Below are 17,817 nucleotides of genomic sequence, written 5' to 3'. Positions count from 1 at the left end.
TCAGCTTTATACTAGTCATAACAGAACAGCAGGTTATTAGAAAATGCTGCACGCTTAGACAAGTGAAAGTACGAAAGGTTGGTCTATTTATCCTATCCCGGCTAGTCATAAGAGTGTGTTAATAGATAGAGCGAAAAAACTCACAAACAGTTGGTTGCGTTTGAATTTTAAGCTTAACGGCAAGCACAACTCGCGACAGTTATCCTAAAAAACTTTTTGGAAGGCTAGCGTAGTTTGAATAATTACGAGCAGTCTTTTATAAATTGATAAAGGTGCTTGTTCAATTCAGACGGCTTCTCCCACATGCTCATATGACCAACATCTTTTATAATATGGATATAGGAGACTTTAGGAAGGTGCACCTGTTTTAAGAGATCTTCCAAAGGAGCGGCAGAATCTTCTGTCCCAATCGCAAACAAAACCGGAACATCACTTTTTTCAAGTATGCTTGTCCTGTCGGGTCGCTTGATCATGGCCGTGTAATATTGTATCAGCGCTTCTTTTGTAAACTTTTTTCCCTGCTCTATTAAATCGGCAACCCTTTCAGGATGTTCTTTTTTATAGGTCTCGGAAAAGAGGTTTGGCGTGCTGTTTTTTAAAAAAGGATAAACGCCATATTCTTCTATTAGCTTAATCGCTTTTCTCCTGGTATTTTTTTTCTCTTCATTGTCTTCGAAAGCTGTAGAATGGACCACGCCAAAACCCGCCAATTTCCCTGGAAACTTTTCTGCAAATGCAAGCGTAATGTAGCCGCCCATACTATGGCCAAAAAGGAGGCATTTTTCTATATTCTCGAAATTGAGTAACGCATGTACAATATCGGCGTAGTCTTCAATAGAGGCATCTTCTTTCGTTAGCAATGGAGATCGCCCGCTTCCGGGAAGATCGGGTATGATTAATAGGCAATGTTGTTCGAGAAATGAAACTTGTTCGTTCCAGATCGTATTGTCTTCTGCAAAGCCATGCAGCAATACAACCGGTTTTCCACTTCCGTACACCTCGTAATAACCTGCTGATCCGTTGTGTTCAAATCGTTTTTCCATGGTTTACTTTTGATAAAATTAAATGATAAGCACGCTGCATTCCATTTGCGGTTTTAAAATTGAAACTACTGATGCAAGACGTTATGCAGCTGAAGTGCTTGCGACGCAACGATGTTTCTAGTAGAAATAATGCTGGTACCTGAGTGCTTACGACTGCAAAATGTCGATAAAATTTTCTCGTAAAAGGTCCTCTCGTTATCCAATTTCAAAAATTCACTTTTACTTTCATTCTTTGTAATATCTTGAAGTCTTTAACTATTGGCAGCCATAATTGAAACTACATGAAAGAAGTAAATCTCAGAAGCCGTGCGTGGTTTGGCCGTAAGGGCAAAGACGGTTTTGTATACCGGGCATGGATGAAAAACCAGGGAATTCCGGACTATGAATTTGATGGTAAGCCGGTCATCGGCATATGTAATACTTGGTCTGAATTGACACCTTGCAACGCCCATTTTCGTGAACTGGCAGAGTCTGTAAAAAGAGGTATTTACCAGGCTGGCGGATTTCCTGTTGAATTTCCGGTAATGTCGTTAGGTGAAACGTTGATGAAGCCAACCGCCATGCTTTACCGCAACCTTGCAAGTATGGATGTGGAAGAGTCTATAAGGGCTAATCCCTTAGACGGTGTTGTTTTACTTTGCGGCTGCGATAAGACTACCCCTTCTCTGGTCATGGGTGCATGTAGTGTTGATATTCCAACGATTGTTGTTTCGGGAGGCGCCATGTTAACAGGTAGACACAAAGGAACTTCCATTGGTACAAGCGATTTGTGGCGATACCAGGCAGCCATAAAAGAAGAAAAGATGAGCCAGGAAGAATTTGTAACGCTTGAAGGAAGTATGTGTAGAAGTCGGGGTCACTGCGCTGTGATGGGAACTGCATCGACTATGGCGTGTATGGTAGAAGCACTCGGACTTTCTTTGCCAAACAATGCAGCAATACCTGCGGCTGATGCAAGAAGAAAAGTGCTTGCGCAATTGTCAGGATTGCGAATAGTGGAAATGGTTAAAGACGATTTGAAACCTTCAGATATTTTAACTCGTAAGGCTTTTGAAAATGCAATTATTACTAATGCAGCCATTGGCGGATCTACCAACTTCGTGCTTCATCTTTTAGCCATTGCAGGGCGGGTTGGAATTGATTTAACGCTGCAGGATATTGATACATATTCTACTAAAATTCCACTTCTTGCCAACCTTCAGCCTTCTGGTAAATTTTTCATGGAAGACTTTTATTATGCCGGCGGATTGCAGGCAGTTTTAAAAGAGCTGGCAGAACATTTAAATACGGATTGCATTACCGTGAATTCAAAAACAATTAAAGAAAATTTTGAACGTAGCGAGTTTGTAAATAGGGAGATTATTGCTTCAGTTATTGAACCGTTTAACGCTATTTCGGGCATTGTTGTCCTAAACGGAAATCTTTGTGAAAACGGTGCAGTTATCAAACCTTCTGCCGCCTCTGCGGAGCTACTGCAGCATACAGGAAAGGCAGTAGTTTTTGAAGATATCGAAGACTATAAAGAAAGGATTGACAACGACGATTTAGACGTAGACGAGAGTTCTGTTATGGTTTTGAAGAATGTTGGTCCGAAAGGTTACCCAGGTATGCCCGAAGTAGGTAATATGGCACTTCCAAAAAAACTGCTGATGAAGGGTGTAACAGATATGGTAAGAATTTCGGATGGTCGCATGAGCGGTACTGGTTTCGGCACAGTTGTATTGCACGTATCTCCGGAAGCGGCTGTTGGTGGTAATTTTAGTGTTATCAAAAATGGTGACTTGATTACTTTAGACCTTCCTAATAGATCGCTGCATTTACATGTACCAGACGAAGAGCTAGAAGAGCGAAAACAAAACTGGAAAGCACCGGCATTAGCAAGCGAAAGAGGTTATGTGAATTTGTATACTTCAACAGTTCAGCAAGCGCATCTTGGTGCTGATTTTGAATTCTTGCGGGGCAAGTCAGGAAGTGAAATTACAAGGGACTCGCATTAGTCTTGTGAGGTGTGAGCAGTGAGTTGTGAGTAATTGCCCAATTTCTTACTTACAACTCCCAACTCCTAAATCCCAATTCACAACTCACCTATTCAATGACAATTTAGAAGACTATGTTTAACGAACAGGTTGCCATAATAACGGGTGCCGGCCAGGGCATCGGTTTTGAGATTGCAAAACAATTAACCTTCCAAGGTGTCAGGGTTGCGTTAAATGACGTTGACGAACGTCTTGCCGATGAGGCTGTAAAAACAATTAAAGAATCAGGCGGCAACTGCATAGCGGTACCGGGAGATGCGGCGGATGTGTCTTTCATAAAAGACATGGTACAGCAAACGATCAGTGAGTTTGGAAAAGTTACGATTGCAATTGCTAACGCAGGCATCACACTTTTCAATGAATTCCTCGAGTATGAGCCGGAGTCTTTATATAAAGTAATGCAGCTAAACCTGGGTGGAAGTTTCTTTCTCGCACAGGAGGTGGCCAAACAAATAAGAGCACAAAATTCAGGTGGAAGTATTTTATTTATGTCTTCGGTTACCGGTCACCAGGCACACAAAAACTTAGTTGCATACGGAATGACAAAAGCCGGTCTTGAAATGCTGGCAAAAGGGCTGGTGATCGAATTGTCAGAATACAACATATCGGTAAACGCCATCGCACCTGGGGCAACGGCTACAGAACGAACTTTAGGTGATGCATCTTACACCGAGACCTGGTCAAGGATAACTCCTATGGGAAGGCCTGCTACTGTAGAAGATATCGCTCATGCTGCTGTATTTTTAGTTTCACCCTTTTCAAGGCATATAACCGGCCAAACCTTAATTGTTGACGGCGGATGGACGTCGGTCAGCCCTTCTCCTTATTAATAATTACCGCTTGTAAAAACTGCTGTTTCTTTTAACAGTATTTTTTAGAAAATAATGTTAATCTAATTTTATTTGTATATTAGCTTATCTAACGAAACAAAATAAACTATGCCAAAACGCTACACTTTCTGTTCGAGCAAGTATTTTTAAAATTTCACACAACAATACTTTCATTTGAATTAAAGCTTCAATCCGTATTACTGTTTCCACAGAAATACGAAGGTCATTATTTATGAAGCGAGCATTTTAGCCCCTTTTATTCGTAACCATTCTTTTGCTTTTTAGCAGGTAAATAAGAAATCTTTGATAGTCTTTCTAAGTAACTGGAGTTATTAAACTTTATTATTTCGATACTAATACATTGAACAGCTTCTTTCAGTTGCAATAGGTTTTCACCTAATTATTTCCCCATAAAAAAAGCCGATAACGTTCGCAGCGCTATCGGCAGGTAATTAAATTTTTGTCTGTTAAACAATTTTAATCATTCTCATGAAACAAAAAATCATGCCCTTGCATGCGGGTAGTTTATTTGAGCCCATAGTAAGAATTAGCCAAAAAATGGGTTGGGTTTTTAAGCTGATTGTTATTCTGCAGCTTTTCAGTTTCCAACTACATGCACAAACCTTATCTCCAAGCCAGATTAGAGGAAGAATTTTAAGTCCCGATGGAACGCCTTTGCAAGGCGCATCTGTAATTATTGCAGGGACTAAGACGGGTAGCACTACTGACGAGGAGGGAAGGTTTTCTATTAGTGTACCAAATAACAGAAAGGTTACACTTGAAGTTTCCAGTGTTGGTTTTGCCACTAAAACTTTAAATCCTGGCAGTCAAACCGATATTACTATTACACTTGAAAAATCGATTGCAGGTTTAGATGATGTAGTAGTAATTGGATATGGAACCGCAAGGAAAAAGGACGTTACCGGATCGGTAGCTACTGTTTCATCTAAAAGGCTTATGGATAAACCTGTGGTAAATTTAGGCCAGGCGTTAGAAAATAAGGTGGCAGGCGTGCAGGTTATCTCAAACGGCGCTGGTGTTCCTGGAAGTCAGCCTATGGTTCGTATCAGGGGAACGAACTCTATTAACTCTAACAATGAGCCGCTATATGTGGTTGACGGTGTTGTAGGAGTCGGTAACCCTTTATCAACTTTAAATCCTAATGATATATTATCGCTTGATGTTTTGAAAGATGCATCCGCTACAGCTATTTATGGCGCCCGGGGTGCCAATGGTGTTATTATTATCACTACCAAACGCGGCAAGTCCGGGAAGCCTCAGCTTGATTACAATGGGTCTGCTTCATTGAATGTTATGCAAAGGCATCTTTATACTATGACGTCAGACCAGCTTATGTACACCTATATGCAAGCTATGGCGAATGGAAATAAATATGGAACTGTCAACCCAGGTAAAGATTTCCGTCCAACTGGATCGGGCACTTCTTTCTCCGAAATGCCTGCTTTGTTTAAACAAGTTCCAACAGGCAGTTACGTAATACCTTTAATTGGTAAGGATGGCAAGTCTTATGCACCGATATACAATACAAATTGGGAAAGTTTAATCTTTAGGCCTTCCGTTTCAACCGATCAGAGTCTTGCTATACGTGGCGGTAATGAAAATGCAAAATATTCTATGTCGCTTGGCTATACAGACCAGAACGGCTTAATGAAGCAATCATTCTTCAGGCGCTATACAGGCAGACTTACCAGTGATTTTAAAGTTTCGAAATGGCTCAATGTAAGTACTTCTCTAAGCTTTATTAAAAGCAAGCAGACAAATAGAGATGGAGACATTCCCCGTTCTACAGCAGAGGTATGGAGCATTTTGCCAGTCAAATACCCTACTGACGCTAATCAACTCATTGGTAATACTTATGTCGGTGGCCGTTGGGGGACCAACCAAGACTTTAACGTAGGTGAGCAATGGTTCAACGTTCTTTACAGAAGGCAGGAAAATATTGGATTTAATCATATTGGCCAGGTTACTGGTAGTTTTACCACTACGGCTAACATTACTAAAGACCTGACCTTTAAAAGTGATTTCTCGATAGATTACAACGCATATAAGCAAGACAGCTACAGTGGCCAATTATATGGAAGTACTGGTAGTGCAAGTGTTAATACACAAACAAATATGTACTGGCAGAACGAAAATTATTTTAATTATAATAAACGAATTGGTACTGACCATAATTTAAGCGCTGTTTTAGGTCTTTCCTGGTCTCAATTGCGTTACCAAAACAATGGTGCAAGTAACTCGATATTTCTGTCTGATTTCTACGGGTATTCTAATCTTGGCGCAGGGGCGGCAGTTAGACCTGGTGTTAGCAGTGCAGACGGATCAAGCGCTCTAAATTCTTATTTCGGCAGGATTAATTATAGTTATAAAGACAAATACTTATTCACTTTAACAGGCCGCGAAGATGGCTCGTCTAAGTTTGGAAGCAACAATAAATATGGCTTCTTTCCGTCAGCAGGGGTTGCCTGGAGAGTCTCTCAGGAAAATTTCATGAAAAACGTCACTGCTTTATCTAATCTTAAATTAAGGGGAAGCTGGGGCCGTACCGGTAACCAGGAAATAGGAAGCTATGTGACGCAGTCATATATTTCAACCGCCAATGTTGTATTGGGTGGTACTTCTTTTACGGGTCTTTACCCCAGTTCAGTAGCTAACAATGACCTAAAATGGGAAACAACTGAACAATATGATGCCGGTTTGGAATTTGGAATATTGCACGACCGAGTCAATTTAAGTTTTGACTATTATCATAAACTCACAAGTAACATGCTGCTCCAGGTGCCACTTCCGCTTTCAATGACATCGGGTAGTGTAACGCAGAACTATGGCAAGGTGCAGAATGCCGGATTTGAGTTTACCTTAAATACCCGAAATATTGAAACAAAAAATTTGTCATGGACTTCTACTATAACTGCTACTAATAATGTAAATAAAGTAGTTCAACTTGGCCCTACCGGCGCGCCCATTTATGCTCAGACAGGTGCAGGTAATGGAACCTCAGCATTGATTATTGGCCAGCCTATTGGTTCCTTTTTTGGCCTAACTCGTTTAGGAGTTTTTAGCACAGAGGAAACTTCTTTAGCAGCACGTTACGGCCTCAAGCCTGGTGACCTTAAATTCTTAGACAGAAATAATGATGGTAAGATAGATTTACTTACAGATGGTGATGTTATGGGAAATGCTTTTCCTCATTGGCTCATCGGCTTTAATAACAGCTTTACTTATAAGAATTTCGACGTAGGGGTAGATATCCAGATTGTGCAAGGTGTATCTAAGGCGTTTGTTCATGAATCTGCTGAAGACCGCCAGTTGGTTTCTGGTGGTTTAAACTCCAGCCTTGATGCATGGCGCCCTGATCATCAAAATACTATGGTTGCTCAATTTCGCCCGGGAAACGGGGGTGCTTACTACCAGTCTTACCCTGATACTCACATGATGTATGATGCTTCCTTTATTAGGGGTGCTAATGCAGTTATTGGCTATACAATACCTGATAAAAGCGTTCAAAAATGGGGGTTATCAAGGTTCAGAGTTTACCTCAGTACTCAGAACTTCTTCTTGAGAACTAAAGCTGCAGGATATGACCCAGAAGGTAGCTCATTGGATAAACAATTTGCACTCGTCCCTAATACTGATAAATACCAGTATCCTGTTCCTACAGTGTTTTCATTTGGAGTTAACACAAGTTTTTAAATGTTAAAATGATAAAATATGCAAATTAATTTCAAAAAATATAAAAGAGCCCTGACATATCCACTGTTGTTCTCGTCGATTGCATTTGTCCTTGGCAGTTGCCAAAAATTTTTGAAGGAGACTCCTACGGGGCAAATAACATCTGACTACAGTTTTTCATCGGCATCTGAAGGTGCGGCTTTAGTAACCGGAACATACAGATCGTTGGCCCTTTATACAGGCGGCGCAGGAGATTATGGTAATTTTTTACCTTGTACCGTTGAATATCCTACTGGCAAGGTTTACACAACCGATGCGCATCCGCAATTTTTTAAATTCCAAACCAACCAGGTTTCAGGGGGTACACTTTCAGATTATGATAATTTCTGGAATAATGAGTACCAAGGTGTTAGAGATTGTAACCTAGCGCTTTCAAAAATAGGTGGTATTACAGATTGGACTGCATCCCAACAATCTGCCGCTTATGGAGAGGTTAGAACTCTTCGTGCCTTTTACTATTTTATGTTGGTACGTTATTATGGGGACCTTGTAATGGATACGTCGGTTCTTGCAAGTGTTGCCGAGGCCCAGCAGCCGCGTGTTTCACTCAAAAATATTTATGATCAGGTAATTATTCCTGATTTGGAATACGCTGTTAATACAAGTTCTTTAGTTGATGCGCCATCTGGCAATGGTAGAATAACGAAGCTTATATCAAGAGCTATTCTGGCAGATGTTTACCTTACATGTGCAGGTTACCCTTACCAGGAAGTGGCAACAGCTCCTGCCAAAAACTGGTGTGTCGATGGCCTATTCGCTCAAACTGGCTACCCTGTAAATACGCCAAGTGCTAAAGATTTTATGCTAAAAGCACAGACACAGTTAAATGCTTTGTATGGTAAATACACTTTAGGAACTTATAGTGATCTTCACACACCTTCTAAAATAAACAATACCGGAGAGGCAATATTTCAAGCCCAATATTTAGGAGGGGTTAATGATATGTCTGGATTCGTACAATGTACACTTCCCACTCAAAGCCATATCTATCAGGCCGGAGATGAATATGGTACTGATATACCAACTCTAGGATATATTGCTTCCTATAATCCTGCTGATAAACGACTTCAAGACCGCCAGATGTTTTTTTATTCCGATACCTATGCCAAAAAGTTCGATCCCAATCAAGGGCCTGCCGATAAGTTTCCCCAGCCTTATGTCTACAAATATTATGATTCTTTGGCAATTAAAAACGGGGGTGGAACTAATTTAAACTATACTTTTTACAGGTACGCAGACATACTGCTTATGCTTACAGAAGTAAACTGGGCATTAAGGCAATTGGGAACTGCTGTTTCCGATAATGATATTACCAAAGGGATTAATGCAGTTAGGCAGAGGGCACTTCTACCAGATTTTCTAGCCTCTGATATAAACCTAAAATCCATTATGAGCGAACGTGCTTATGAATTGATATTGGAAAATAAAATGCTATGGGACCAGCGCCGTACCCGCATGTGCCTTGTAGATGGAGTAGGTTCATTCGCTGCAATTCAAAGCTTTTTTGGCCACCAGCCTACAGGTTTCAGTTTCGCGTTTTCCGCTATGAATTTGTTGTGTCCTATTTCACAGAATGAAATTGCTGTTAATGCAAAATGCTTACAGAATTTCAACTTTCTGCCTAAACAAGCTGGGCAGTAAAAAAGGGTGAATGCAATTGTTAACTAATTTATATATGCAAAATGAAAAATAAGAGCTCACTAATATTAATATGTTCACTGGCCTTAATGGCTAGCTGTTCTAAACAACCGTATTGGGATGTTCCGAATGTAGTAAATGGTGTGACGACCATTACTGGTATCTCGACTGCTACCTCGCCTGGGATTTCTACGCTGGATAACAGCTTTACGGTAAATGTAACCTTGCCTAATGCTAAGCCAGGCGATGTTATGATAGTTGAATTGCTTAAGCAACAAACCCCATCCGGATCTACCTCCTCACAGTTGCTTCCTTTAGCTGGCACTCAGCAAAACATTACTGTCGCAAGTAATTTAACTGCATCTGTTACTTACACAAAAGCCCAGGCTCAAATGGTTAACGCGGGCGATAACGTGTTTGTTAGCTGGGCTGGAAAAACGGAGTCGGCCTCTCTTGTAGTTACTTTGAGCCCGGCTACATCGATTAACGGACCGTCATACAACGGTAGTTCTGTTAAGGTAATTCGTGGTGCGGGTACAGCTAACTTGGATATTATCGTCGCGCCTAAGTCAGGAGCTTTCACTGGTAATGTTGTTGTACAAAGAAAGAATGGTATGAATGCTCCATGGATAAACGTGGGTTCGTTTGCCGCGGTATCACAAGTCCCGATTTCGGGTGATGATTTTGCAATAGGTAAAGATACTATGTACTACAATTTCGTAGCTACATCTGGTTCTAATACGGATAATGTTACTGTTGTGGTTGTAGATAATGATCCTTATTTTTTTCTTAAAAAATCAGGAACTATGGCTATAGGATCTACGGATGGTTTGAACGTTTTGGTAAATGGGGCCTTATCTGCCACTAACGCTAATGCGATCCTTGCAGTTGATCCTGGTACTTTGATGTTGCATGGTGGAGCTAACTGGGCTGTTGGTGGAAAAAGTATTTCTTTTGTTCCTTCAACCCTGGCCAATTATGCCACTAATAGCCCCACTAGTGCTATCGCCGCATATATGGCAGGAATTCCAACTGCAACAGCTAATCCATCTTCCGGAGAAGGTGTCTACGTTTTCAAAATTGTCAACGGTCCTAACCCAACAAACGTTTTTTATGGTATTTTAAAAATAATAAGTATTGTCCCTAATGTTTCTGTGAGTTATGAGTATAGAATTGGTAATACGTATGCACAACTGTCTTCTATTAAATAGTGGCCCAGTCTTGATCGATGCTCAGTCAACTTTTATAGCATTCAATCTATTTTAGAATGGAAACAATACAAGTATAGAAACAAGAAAACCAGAATACCTGGTAATAATGCAGCGGTTCAAGCGATAATGTTAAATGAACGCTATAAGAAAGGTAAATTGATGATAGATATAGATCCATTAATATTATACAATTAATAAGCAACATGATAAGAGTCAGTGTAATTTTTGCAACCGTGTTAGTATTATTTGGCTGCTCCGGTGCTAAGAAAGCAGGCGGTGGAAAAGGTTGGATTAGTCTTTTCGATGGCAAGTCTTTCGATGGTTGGAAGTTTAGCGAAAAGCCGGGAACTTTTAAAATTGAGAATGGAAGTATCATGGTGGCCGGTCCGCGCTCTCACCTGTATTATGACGGGCCAGTAATGAATCACGACTTTAAAAATTTCGAAGTGAAAGCCCAGGTAATGACAAAGGCGGGATCTAATTCCGGCTTTTATTTTCATACTCAATTCCAGGAAAGGGGATTTCCCGACAAAGGTTTTGAAGTACAGGTTAACAACTCTCATACAGATTGGAAAAGAACCGCGAGCTTATATGATATAGTAGATGTTCGGGAAGTTTATGTAAAAGACGACGAATGGTTTACACTGTACATAAAAGTTGACGGTAAAAATGTAACAACGAAAATTAACGATAAGACAGTTGTTGAATGGACAGAACCTGCCGGTGCAACAGCGCCTAAAGGTCATCCCGGCAGGGTAATTTCGAGTGGTACGTTTGCTCTTCAAGGGCACGACCCAAAGAGCGTTGCTTATTTTAAAGACATCATGGTCAGGCCATTACCATAAACACAATTTGTATCTTAAAAAGCATGAAACCTATCGTTCAAATTTCTCTAGACCTTACCAACATTAATGAAGCACTTGAAACTGCTGCAATGGCCATGCGTGCAGGGGTTGATTGGCTCGAAGCCGGTACTCCATTAATCTTGGCGGAAGGTTTACATGGCGTAAGGAAATTGCGTGAAGCTTTTCCCGGCGTGCCAATTGTTGCAGACCTTAAAACCATGGACGGTGGTTATCTTGAAGCTGAAATGATGGCAAAAGCAGGTGCTACTCACGTGGTCGTTATGGCAAGAGCCCATGAAGAAACGATAAAATGTGTGGTTGCTGCCGGTCGTGATTTTGGTGTAAAAGTAATGGGCGACAATCTTGGATGCGAAGATATGGTTGAAGCAGCAAGATGGCTTGAAAGGCTGGGTTGCGACTACATTGTTCACCATATCGGTTATGATGAAAGAAGAGGAATAGCCGCAAGGGGAGAGCGAATGCCTAGTCCGCTCGATCAATTAAAAGAAGTCGTTCAGGCAGTCAACATTCCCGTGCAAGCTGTTGGTGGGCTTAGTTTGGAACAAGCCATCCAATGTCCTGAATACGGTGCTCCGCTGGTTGTTCTTGGTGCTCCACTTACTATTGACAGCGATAGCTTTAAAACAGCGGGCGGTGATCTTGAAAGTTCTCTGCGTCTAATCTGCGAAAAAATTCATTCTTATACTTCTGTCTAAAGACATCAAAATATGAAGTCAGCTGCTGTAGTAAATTATGCACCTGAAAAGGGCTCGGTAGAAATCCGTGAAATTGACAAACCTTCTATTGGTGACGAAGATGTACTGCTTGAAGTAGCTAACGTAGGAGTATGCGGAAGCGACTTACATCAATGGACCAATGATCATAGCTGGCCTGTTAATTATCCGGTTGTACTTGGCCATGAATTTGGCGGTGTAATCGTTGAAGCCGGTAAACAAGTTAATGGCTGGAAAGAAGGCGATAGGGTAGTAAGCGAAACAGCGGCAGTGATTGATTTAAATAACCCGATGTCAAAAAGAGGGCTTTACAATCTTGATCCTACCCGCAAAGGTTTTGGCTATGGGGTTAATGGTGCTATGACCCGCTATGTTCGTGTTCCTGCACGTTGCCTTCACAAGGTCCCGGATTCACTTCCTTTTGAACAAGCTTGTCTTACTGAACCTTGTTGTGTGGCCTTTAGCGCTGTTGTCGAAAACACGCGCCTTAAACCAGGAGATCGGGTCGTTGTATTAGGTCCGGGAACAATAGGGATCTTGTGTGCCGCGATGGCAAGGCTTTGCGGGGCAGAAGTGGCAATTGTAGGATTAGAGGCTGACAGGCATCGTTTAGAAATCGCGAAACAATACGGCTGTGAAGCCATTATTGGAGATGCGACAGCCTGGGCAAATGAACGCGATGGACTTGGAGCAGATTGTGTGATCGATGCAGCAGGTGCAAGTATCACTTTAAAGATTGCTTTGCAACTGGTTCGACCAAATGGCAAAATTTCGAAGGTTGGCTGGGGACCTCAACCACTCGGGTTCTCGCTTGATCCGCTTGTTCAAAAAAACATTACCCTGCAGGGTAGCTTCAGCCATAACTGGCCAATGTGGGAGAGAGTACTTACACTATTGTCTACAGGCCAATTAGATGTGAAACCAATTATTGGAGGCATCTGGCCAATATCAGAATGGCATACAGCATTTGAAAAGATGCATAGAGGAGAAGTTATTAAAAGTGTATTGAAGCCGGCATAATCAACTCTATTCTAATATTTTCTTCCTAATGCAAAATAAAGGATGCGCTTAAATAACAAGGTTATCATCGTTACCGGTAGTTGCACTGGTATTGGAAAAGCGATCGCATTACGGTGTGTTGCAGAGGGCGCAAGTGTTGTTGTTCATGGGTTGGAACAAGACCTTGGGGAAGCTGTTATAAATGAGATTGAAAAGGATAAAGGCGTCTTGCAAATTGAAGAAATTACTAATGAAGGCGCACCCGAAAGACTTGTTGAACTGGCCGTAAAAACATTTGGTAAACTTGATGCAGTTGTAAATAATGCCGCCATGATACTGTCGTCAAATATGGAAACAACTGACCTCGCGTTTCTGCGAAAAGTTTTAGATGTTAATACCGTTGCACCCTTTGCACTTATTAAAGCAGCATTTCCATATTTGGCTAAAGAGGGGGGCTGTGTTTTAAATATAGGTTCAGTAAACGCATGGAGCGGTGAACCAAACTTATTTGCATACAGTGTTTCAAAGGGTGCGCTTATGACGATGACAAGAAATCTGGGGGATACGCTCTTTCGTGAAAGCGGGGTACGTGTAAATCAAATCAACCCAGGTTGGGTGCTAACAGAAACGGAAATACAGCGCAAGCGCTCACAAGGTTTGAAGGATGACTGGTACAAGGATATTTCTTCTGTCTATGCTCCCGCCGGTCGTATTCTTTGGCCTTCGGAAATTGCCGCAGCCGCTATATACTGGTTAGCCAACGAAAGCGGACCAATCAGCGGACAGGTAGTCGATCTTGAACAGTACCCTTTAATAGGACGTAATCCACCAAAGAACTAAACTCAAATTAAAAAGCTCCCTACCATTTCCAGCTTAGCAATTATTCATTATACATTTTAATTATTCATTAAAAAATTATTCATTATCCCATGCCTCAGTTAGCTGTTTTTCCAAAAGCATTTATGAATGCACTTTGCAAAGACGGAACTATGCGGGTTTCTGAATGGATAGATCTTGCAGTTAAGCTTGATATAGATGGCCTTGAATGGTATGCCGGCTTTCTCGAAATGCAAAACGAAGACAATTGGGCGCGTTTTCGAAGTGAGGTCGAAGATCAAGGAAAGAAAATTCCAATGATGTGTTGCTCCCCAGATTTCACTCATCCTGATCCGGCTTTTAGAACCAACGAAATAGCAAAACAAAAGCAGTGGATTAATATGACGTTCGCCCTTGGCGGTTCATATTGCCGGGTACTTTCAGGACAAAAAAGGCCAGAACTATCAATAGATAATGGGGTAGAGCTTGCCGCTCAATGTATAGAAGCTTGTTTGCCTTACGCTGCTGATCATGGTATCACGCTTATCCTTGAAAACCACTACAAAGACGATTTTTGGGAGTACCCGGAGTTTGCACAAAAAATGGACGTTTTTTGTAAACTGGTCAATCGTATCGATTCTCCAAATTTTGGTGTAAATTATGACCCAAGTAACACTTACCTCGCGGGAGAAGACCCAATTGATCTGCTTAAAAGAGTTTCAAATCGTGTAGTAACAATGCACGCCAGTGACAGGTATTTGAAGGAAGGAACAATCGAAGATCTGCGAAAAGAAGAAGGTGGTGCACTAGGTTATGCAAAACGACTGAGCCACGGCGAAATAGGAAAAGGATTAAACGATTATGATGCCATTTTCGCCGAATTAAAAAGGGTAGGTTTCAATGGATGGATTAGCATTGAAGACGGAGTGGATGGAATGGATCAACTCGAACGAAGTGTAACTTTTGTTCGTAAGAAAATTTCAGAACATTGGCCGGAGTAACTACAAGCGACTACACCAATTGAACAACTAATACAGCTTTTCGGATAACTTAAAATAGGTTACAATAAATCACACTCATAATCTTTAAAAGTAAAACGATGCCAGATGAAAAATTAAATCTGCCGGAAGGTAATTCCCGCAGACACTTCATTAAAAACACTGCCCTCGGTGCAGCCGGTTTTATGATTGTTCCCCGACACGTATTAGGTCGTGGCTTTGTTGCTCCAAGTGATCGCCTCACAATCGCGGCGGTTGGAGTAGGAGGCAAAGGACAGTCGGACATTAATTATTTCTTCAAATCGGGTAAAGCAGACATCGCTTATCTCTGCGACGTCGATGATCGCAGAGCCGAAAATACAGTCAAAGCTTTTCCTAAAGCCAAGTACTACAAAGACTGGCGCGAGATGTTTGAAAAAGAAGCGAAAAACTTCGATGCTGTGTCTGTATCAACTCCCGATCATACCCATGCCGTTGTTGCTATGGCAGCCATGCAAAGAGGTAAACACGTGTATGTTCAGAAACCAATGACTCACGATATCTGGGAAGCTAGAAAATTAACTGAAGCTGCTGAAAAATATAAGGTGGTAACCCAAATGGGAAACCAGGGTGCTTCAGGTGACGGCGTCAGACAGTTACGCGAATGGTATGATGCAGGAGTAATTGGTGACGTTGATAAGGTGTACATTTTTACCAACAGACCTATATGGCCCCAGGGCATTCCCTGGCCAAGCGAGAAACCACCGGTGCCAAAAGGACTCGATTGGGATCTCTGGCTAGGTACCGCTCCCTACGTAGATTATGTTGACAAACTAATTCCTGCAAGCTGGCGTGGATGGGCCGACTACGGTACAGGTGCCCTCGGCGATCTTGGTTGCCACCTGATGGAAGCTCCTTTTAGTGTGCTGGGTATTAAGTATGCTCTTGATTGCCAGGCTTCAGTTACCAGTGTGTTTACCGATTGGAGCAAACGCGGTTATTTCCCTAAAAGTTTCCCTCCTTCAAGCCACGCTACGTTGACTTTTCCTAAAGGAACTAAAACAAAGGGCCCAGTTACGATGCATTGGATGGACGGTGGAATTAAGCCTGAAAGACCCGAAGAATTGGGACCTGATGAAGTTTTCGGCGATGGTAACAGCGGAATTTTATTCGTGGGAACCAAGGGTAAAATGATGGCTAGCGAGTATGCTGCTAATCCACGTCTGTTGCCGCTTTCACGCAACCAAGAGGTGAAAGTTAAGCAGACATACGCTCGCGTTCCGGGTAGCGCAGACGGCCACTATGCACAGTGGGTGGAAGGTGCTATTGCAGGTTACGGTAAAAAGGAACTCAGTTCTCCATTCAATCTGGCCGGTCCTCTGACCGAAGCAATTTTAATGGCTAATCTTGCTATTCGTGCCGCAGATACTCCTAAGCCGAGGGCTAACGGAAGAGGCATGGATTACCCAGGAAGCAATATGAAGCTTTTATGGGATCATGAAAATATGCGTGTTACAAATCTTGAAGAAGTCAACCAATATGTAAAGCGCGAATACCGCCAGGGTTGGACTTTAGGAGGAGTTTAAAAGAATAAAACGTTACATCTAAATCTTACAAGTTGTTGCTCGGCAGCGCTTGTAAGATTTTTAGTTTGAGGGAGGTATTGACTTTTTTTAAACCCTTTTTTGTTTACAGGCAATTGTATCCTGGTCAACATTGTTGTGTCACTCACTTGTACATTTACTCAAGACGCATCAAATGAAACAGTCGCTCATTTCTTTTGTAAAATAGAGTTGGTAAAAGTACGGTGCCTTTCAAGTGAACTTTTGTAATAAACAGTCCATCAGCTGGCGTACTTCGGCATTCGTTGTTATTCTTGCAATCCTATAAAAGTTATTAAAAGACATATTCCTTTGAAAGAAAAATAGCAGCATTTAATGGAAATTAAAAAGATTGAAACGGTCGTTGACCACAGGTGCATTTTAGGCGAAGGCCCTGTTTGGGATTATAAGCAGAACAGGCTTTTATGGGTCGATATTGTTGAAGGACACATTCATCAGTTTACACCATCAACTCAATTATTTAAAACTTTTTCGGTTGGCGAAATGGTCGGTGCTGTAGCACTGAGTGACGATAAATTGATTGCGGCTACTAAAAGCGGCTTCTCATTTATTGATCTTGAAAGTGAAGTGGTAGAGAATATAATTGATCCTGAAGCCCATATTGCTGGTAATCGTTTTAACGACGGTAAGTGCGATCCTGCAGGAAGATTTTGGGCAGGAACACTACCGCTAACAGAAGATCATCCTGGCGGTGCGCTTTATACACTAAAGCCTGATCTTTCCGTCGAGAAGAAGATTGACAGCGTCAGCATTTCAAACGGTATTGCCTGGAGCATCGATCATAAAACGTTTTACTTTATCGACTCGCCAACACTACAAGTCGTTTCTTATGAATACGACAAGGAAACGGGCTCGCTTGCAAACCGAAAAATTATAATAGAGATGGATGCCATCGAAGGCTTTCCTGATGGTATGACGATAGACACGGAAGGCATGCTATGGATAGCACATTGGGGCGGATGGAAAGTGGCAAGATGGAACCCAATGACAGGAGAAAAACTGATGCAGATAGACCTGCCAGTATCACAGGTAACCTCCTGCACTTTTGGGGGTGAAAATTATGAAGATCTTTATATTACTTCAGCAAGCATCCGTCTTACTCAAGAACAGCTGCAAAAAGAACCTCTTGCAGGATCTGTATTTGTAATCAGGGATTGCGGCTTTGCCGGAATGCCGACATTTGAATTCGGAAGGAAAGAAACTTCAGCTTTTTGAAAAAACATATCAGAATGTTCATTAGTAGCAAAATGAGTTGCGGTATAAGAGTACGACGCAAGAGTGTTTAATAGAATTACTATTAGTCGGCTAAATAA

Annotated in this window: 13 protein-coding genes; 12 read left to right on the top strand and 1 reads right to left on the bottom strand. The window is 41.7% G+C overall.

Going from position 1 to position 17,817, the window contains the following annotated elements; genetic code table 11:
* Positions 1–242: 242 nt before the first annotated feature.
* Positions 243–1,043, bottom strand: a complete 801-nt coding sequence (locus tag SAE01_RS13905) for an alpha/beta fold hydrolase (RefSeq protein WP_147204387.1) — start codon at positions 1,041–1,043, stop codon at positions 243–245.
* 281 nt (positions 1,044–1,324) lie between these two features.
* On the opposite strand from SAE01_RS13905, the gene SAE01_RS13900 reads away from it, so the two are divergent.
* The 12 genes from SAE01_RS13900 to SAE01_RS13845 all read left to right on the top strand — a co-directional run bounded on the left by SAE01_RS13900 (position 1,325) and on the right by SAE01_RS13845 (position 17,719).
* Positions 1,325–3,040, top strand: coding sequence for an IlvD/Edd family dehydratase (locus SAE01_RS13900; RefSeq protein WP_147204386.1), 1,716 nt, complete (start codon positions 1,325–1,327; stop codon positions 3,038–3,040).
* A gap of 113 nt (positions 3,041–3,153) precedes the next feature.
* Complete coding sequence (locus tag SAE01_RS13895; protein WP_147204385.1) at positions 3,154–3,909, top strand: SDR family NAD(P)-dependent oxidoreductase; 756 nt, start codon at positions 3,154–3,156, stop codon at positions 3,907–3,909.
* A 489-nt stretch (positions 3,910–4,398) separates the two neighbouring features.
* Positions 4,399–7,623 (top strand): SusC/RagA family TonB-linked outer membrane protein, encoded by a 3,225-nt coding sequence (locus SAE01_RS13890; RefSeq protein ID WP_147204384.1) that lies wholly within the window; start codon positions 4,399–4,401, stop codon positions 7,621–7,623.
* Positions 7,624–7,641: 18 nt separating this feature from the next.
* Positions 7,642–9,303, top strand: coding sequence for a RagB/SusD family nutrient uptake outer membrane protein (locus SAE01_RS13885; RefSeq protein WP_147204383.1), 1,662 nt, complete (start codon positions 7,642–7,644; stop codon positions 9,301–9,303).
* 41 nt (positions 9,304–9,344) lie between these two features.
* Positions 9,345–10,511, top strand: coding sequence for a hypothetical protein (locus SAE01_RS13880; RefSeq protein WP_147204382.1), 1,167 nt, complete (start codon positions 9,345–9,347; stop codon positions 10,509–10,511).
* A 203-nt stretch (positions 10,512–10,714) separates the two neighbouring features.
* Positions 10,715–11,356: a 3-keto-disaccharide hydrolase gene (locus tag SAE01_RS13875; RefSeq protein ID WP_147204381.1), complete on the top strand. Its 642-nt coding sequence runs from the start codon at positions 10,715–10,717 to the stop codon at positions 11,354–11,356.
* A gap of 23 nt (positions 11,357–11,379) precedes the next feature.
* Positions 11,380–12,072 carry an orotidine 5'-phosphate decarboxylase / HUMPS family protein gene (locus SAE01_RS13870; protein ID WP_147204380.1) on the top strand — a complete coding sequence of 231 codons (693 nt, stop codon included), beginning with the start codon at positions 11,380–11,382 and terminating at the stop codon, positions 12,070–12,072.
* 12 nt (positions 12,073–12,084) lie between these two features.
* Entirely contained in the window at positions 12,085–13,110 is a 1,026-nt protein-coding gene (locus tag SAE01_RS13865; RefSeq protein WP_147204379.1) for a zinc-binding dehydrogenase, read from the top strand.
* Positions 13,111–13,152: 42 nt separating this feature from the next.
* Positions 13,153–13,929 carry an SDR family NAD(P)-dependent oxidoreductase gene (locus SAE01_RS13860; protein WP_147204378.1) on the top strand — a complete coding sequence of 259 codons (777 nt, stop codon included), beginning with the start codon at positions 13,153–13,155 and terminating at the stop codon, positions 13,927–13,929.
* A gap of 89 nt (positions 13,930–14,018) precedes the next feature.
* Positions 14,019–14,906, top strand: coding sequence for a sugar phosphate isomerase/epimerase family protein (locus SAE01_RS13855; RefSeq protein WP_147204377.1), 888 nt, complete (start codon positions 14,019–14,021; stop codon positions 14,904–14,906).
* A 98-nt stretch (positions 14,907–15,004) separates the two neighbouring features.
* Positions 15,005–16,468 carry a Gfo/Idh/MocA family protein gene (locus tag SAE01_RS13850; RefSeq protein WP_147204376.1) on the top strand — a complete coding sequence of 488 codons (1,464 nt, stop codon included), beginning with the start codon at positions 15,005–15,007 and terminating at the stop codon, positions 16,466–16,468.
* 351 nt (positions 16,469–16,819) lie between these two features.
* Positions 16,820–17,719, top strand: coding sequence for an SMP-30/gluconolactonase/LRE family protein (locus tag SAE01_RS13845; RefSeq protein ID WP_147204375.1), 900 nt, complete (start codon positions 16,820–16,822; stop codon positions 17,717–17,719).
* The last annotated feature ends 98 nt before the right edge of the window (positions 17,720–17,817 follow it).

The organism is Segetibacter aerophilus (assembly GCF_007991655.1).
GTDB lineage: Bacteria > Bacteroidota > Bacteroidia > Chitinophagales > Chitinophagaceae > Segetibacter > Segetibacter aerophilus.
Note: the sequence above shows the minus strand (reverse complement) of the source record. Positions and strands in the feature narration are given on the sequence as shown.

Coding starts and splice junctions, on each gene's coding strand:
- SAE01_RS13870 (WP_147204380.1), top strand. CDS start 11,380: ATGAAACCTATCGTTCAAATTTCTCTAGACCTTACCAACATTAATGAA.
- SAE01_RS13855 (WP_147204377.1), top strand. CDS start 14,019: ATGCCTCAGTTAGCTGTTTTTCCAAAAGCATTTATGAATGCACTTTGC.
- SAE01_RS13905 (WP_147204387.1), bottom strand. CDS start 1,043: ATGGAAAAACGATTTGAACACAACGGATCAGCAGGTTATTACGAGGTG.
- SAE01_RS13860 (WP_147204378.1), top strand. CDS start 13,153: ATGCGCTTAAATAACAAGGTTATCATCGTTACCGGTAGTTGCACTGGT.
- SAE01_RS13850 (WP_147204376.1), top strand. CDS start 15,005: ATGCCAGATGAAAAATTAAATCTGCCGGAAGGTAATTCCCGCAGACAC.
- SAE01_RS13890 (WP_147204384.1), top strand. CDS start 4,399: ATGAAACAAAAAATCATGCCCTTGCATGCGGGTAGTTTATTTGAGCCC.
- SAE01_RS13900 (WP_147204386.1), top strand. CDS start 1,325: ATGAAAGAAGTAAATCTCAGAAGCCGTGCGTGGTTTGGCCGTAAGGGC.
- SAE01_RS13880 (WP_147204382.1), top strand. CDS start 9,345: ATGAAAAATAAGAGCTCACTAATATTAATATGTTCACTGGCCTTAATG.
- SAE01_RS13845 (WP_147204375.1), top strand. CDS start 16,820: ATGGAAATTAAAAAGATTGAAACGGTCGTTGACCACAGGTGCATTTTA.
- SAE01_RS13875 (WP_147204381.1), top strand. CDS start 10,715: ATGATAAGAGTCAGTGTAATTTTTGCAACCGTGTTAGTATTATTTGGC.
- SAE01_RS13885 (WP_147204383.1), top strand. CDS start 7,642: ATGCAAATTAATTTCAAAAAATATAAAAGAGCCCTGACATATCCACTG.
- SAE01_RS13865 (WP_147204379.1), top strand. CDS start 12,085: ATGAAGTCAGCTGCTGTAGTAAATTATGCACCTGAAAAGGGCTCGGTA.
- SAE01_RS13895 (WP_147204385.1), top strand. CDS start 3,154: ATGTTTAACGAACAGGTTGCCATAATAACGGGTGCCGGCCAGGGCATC.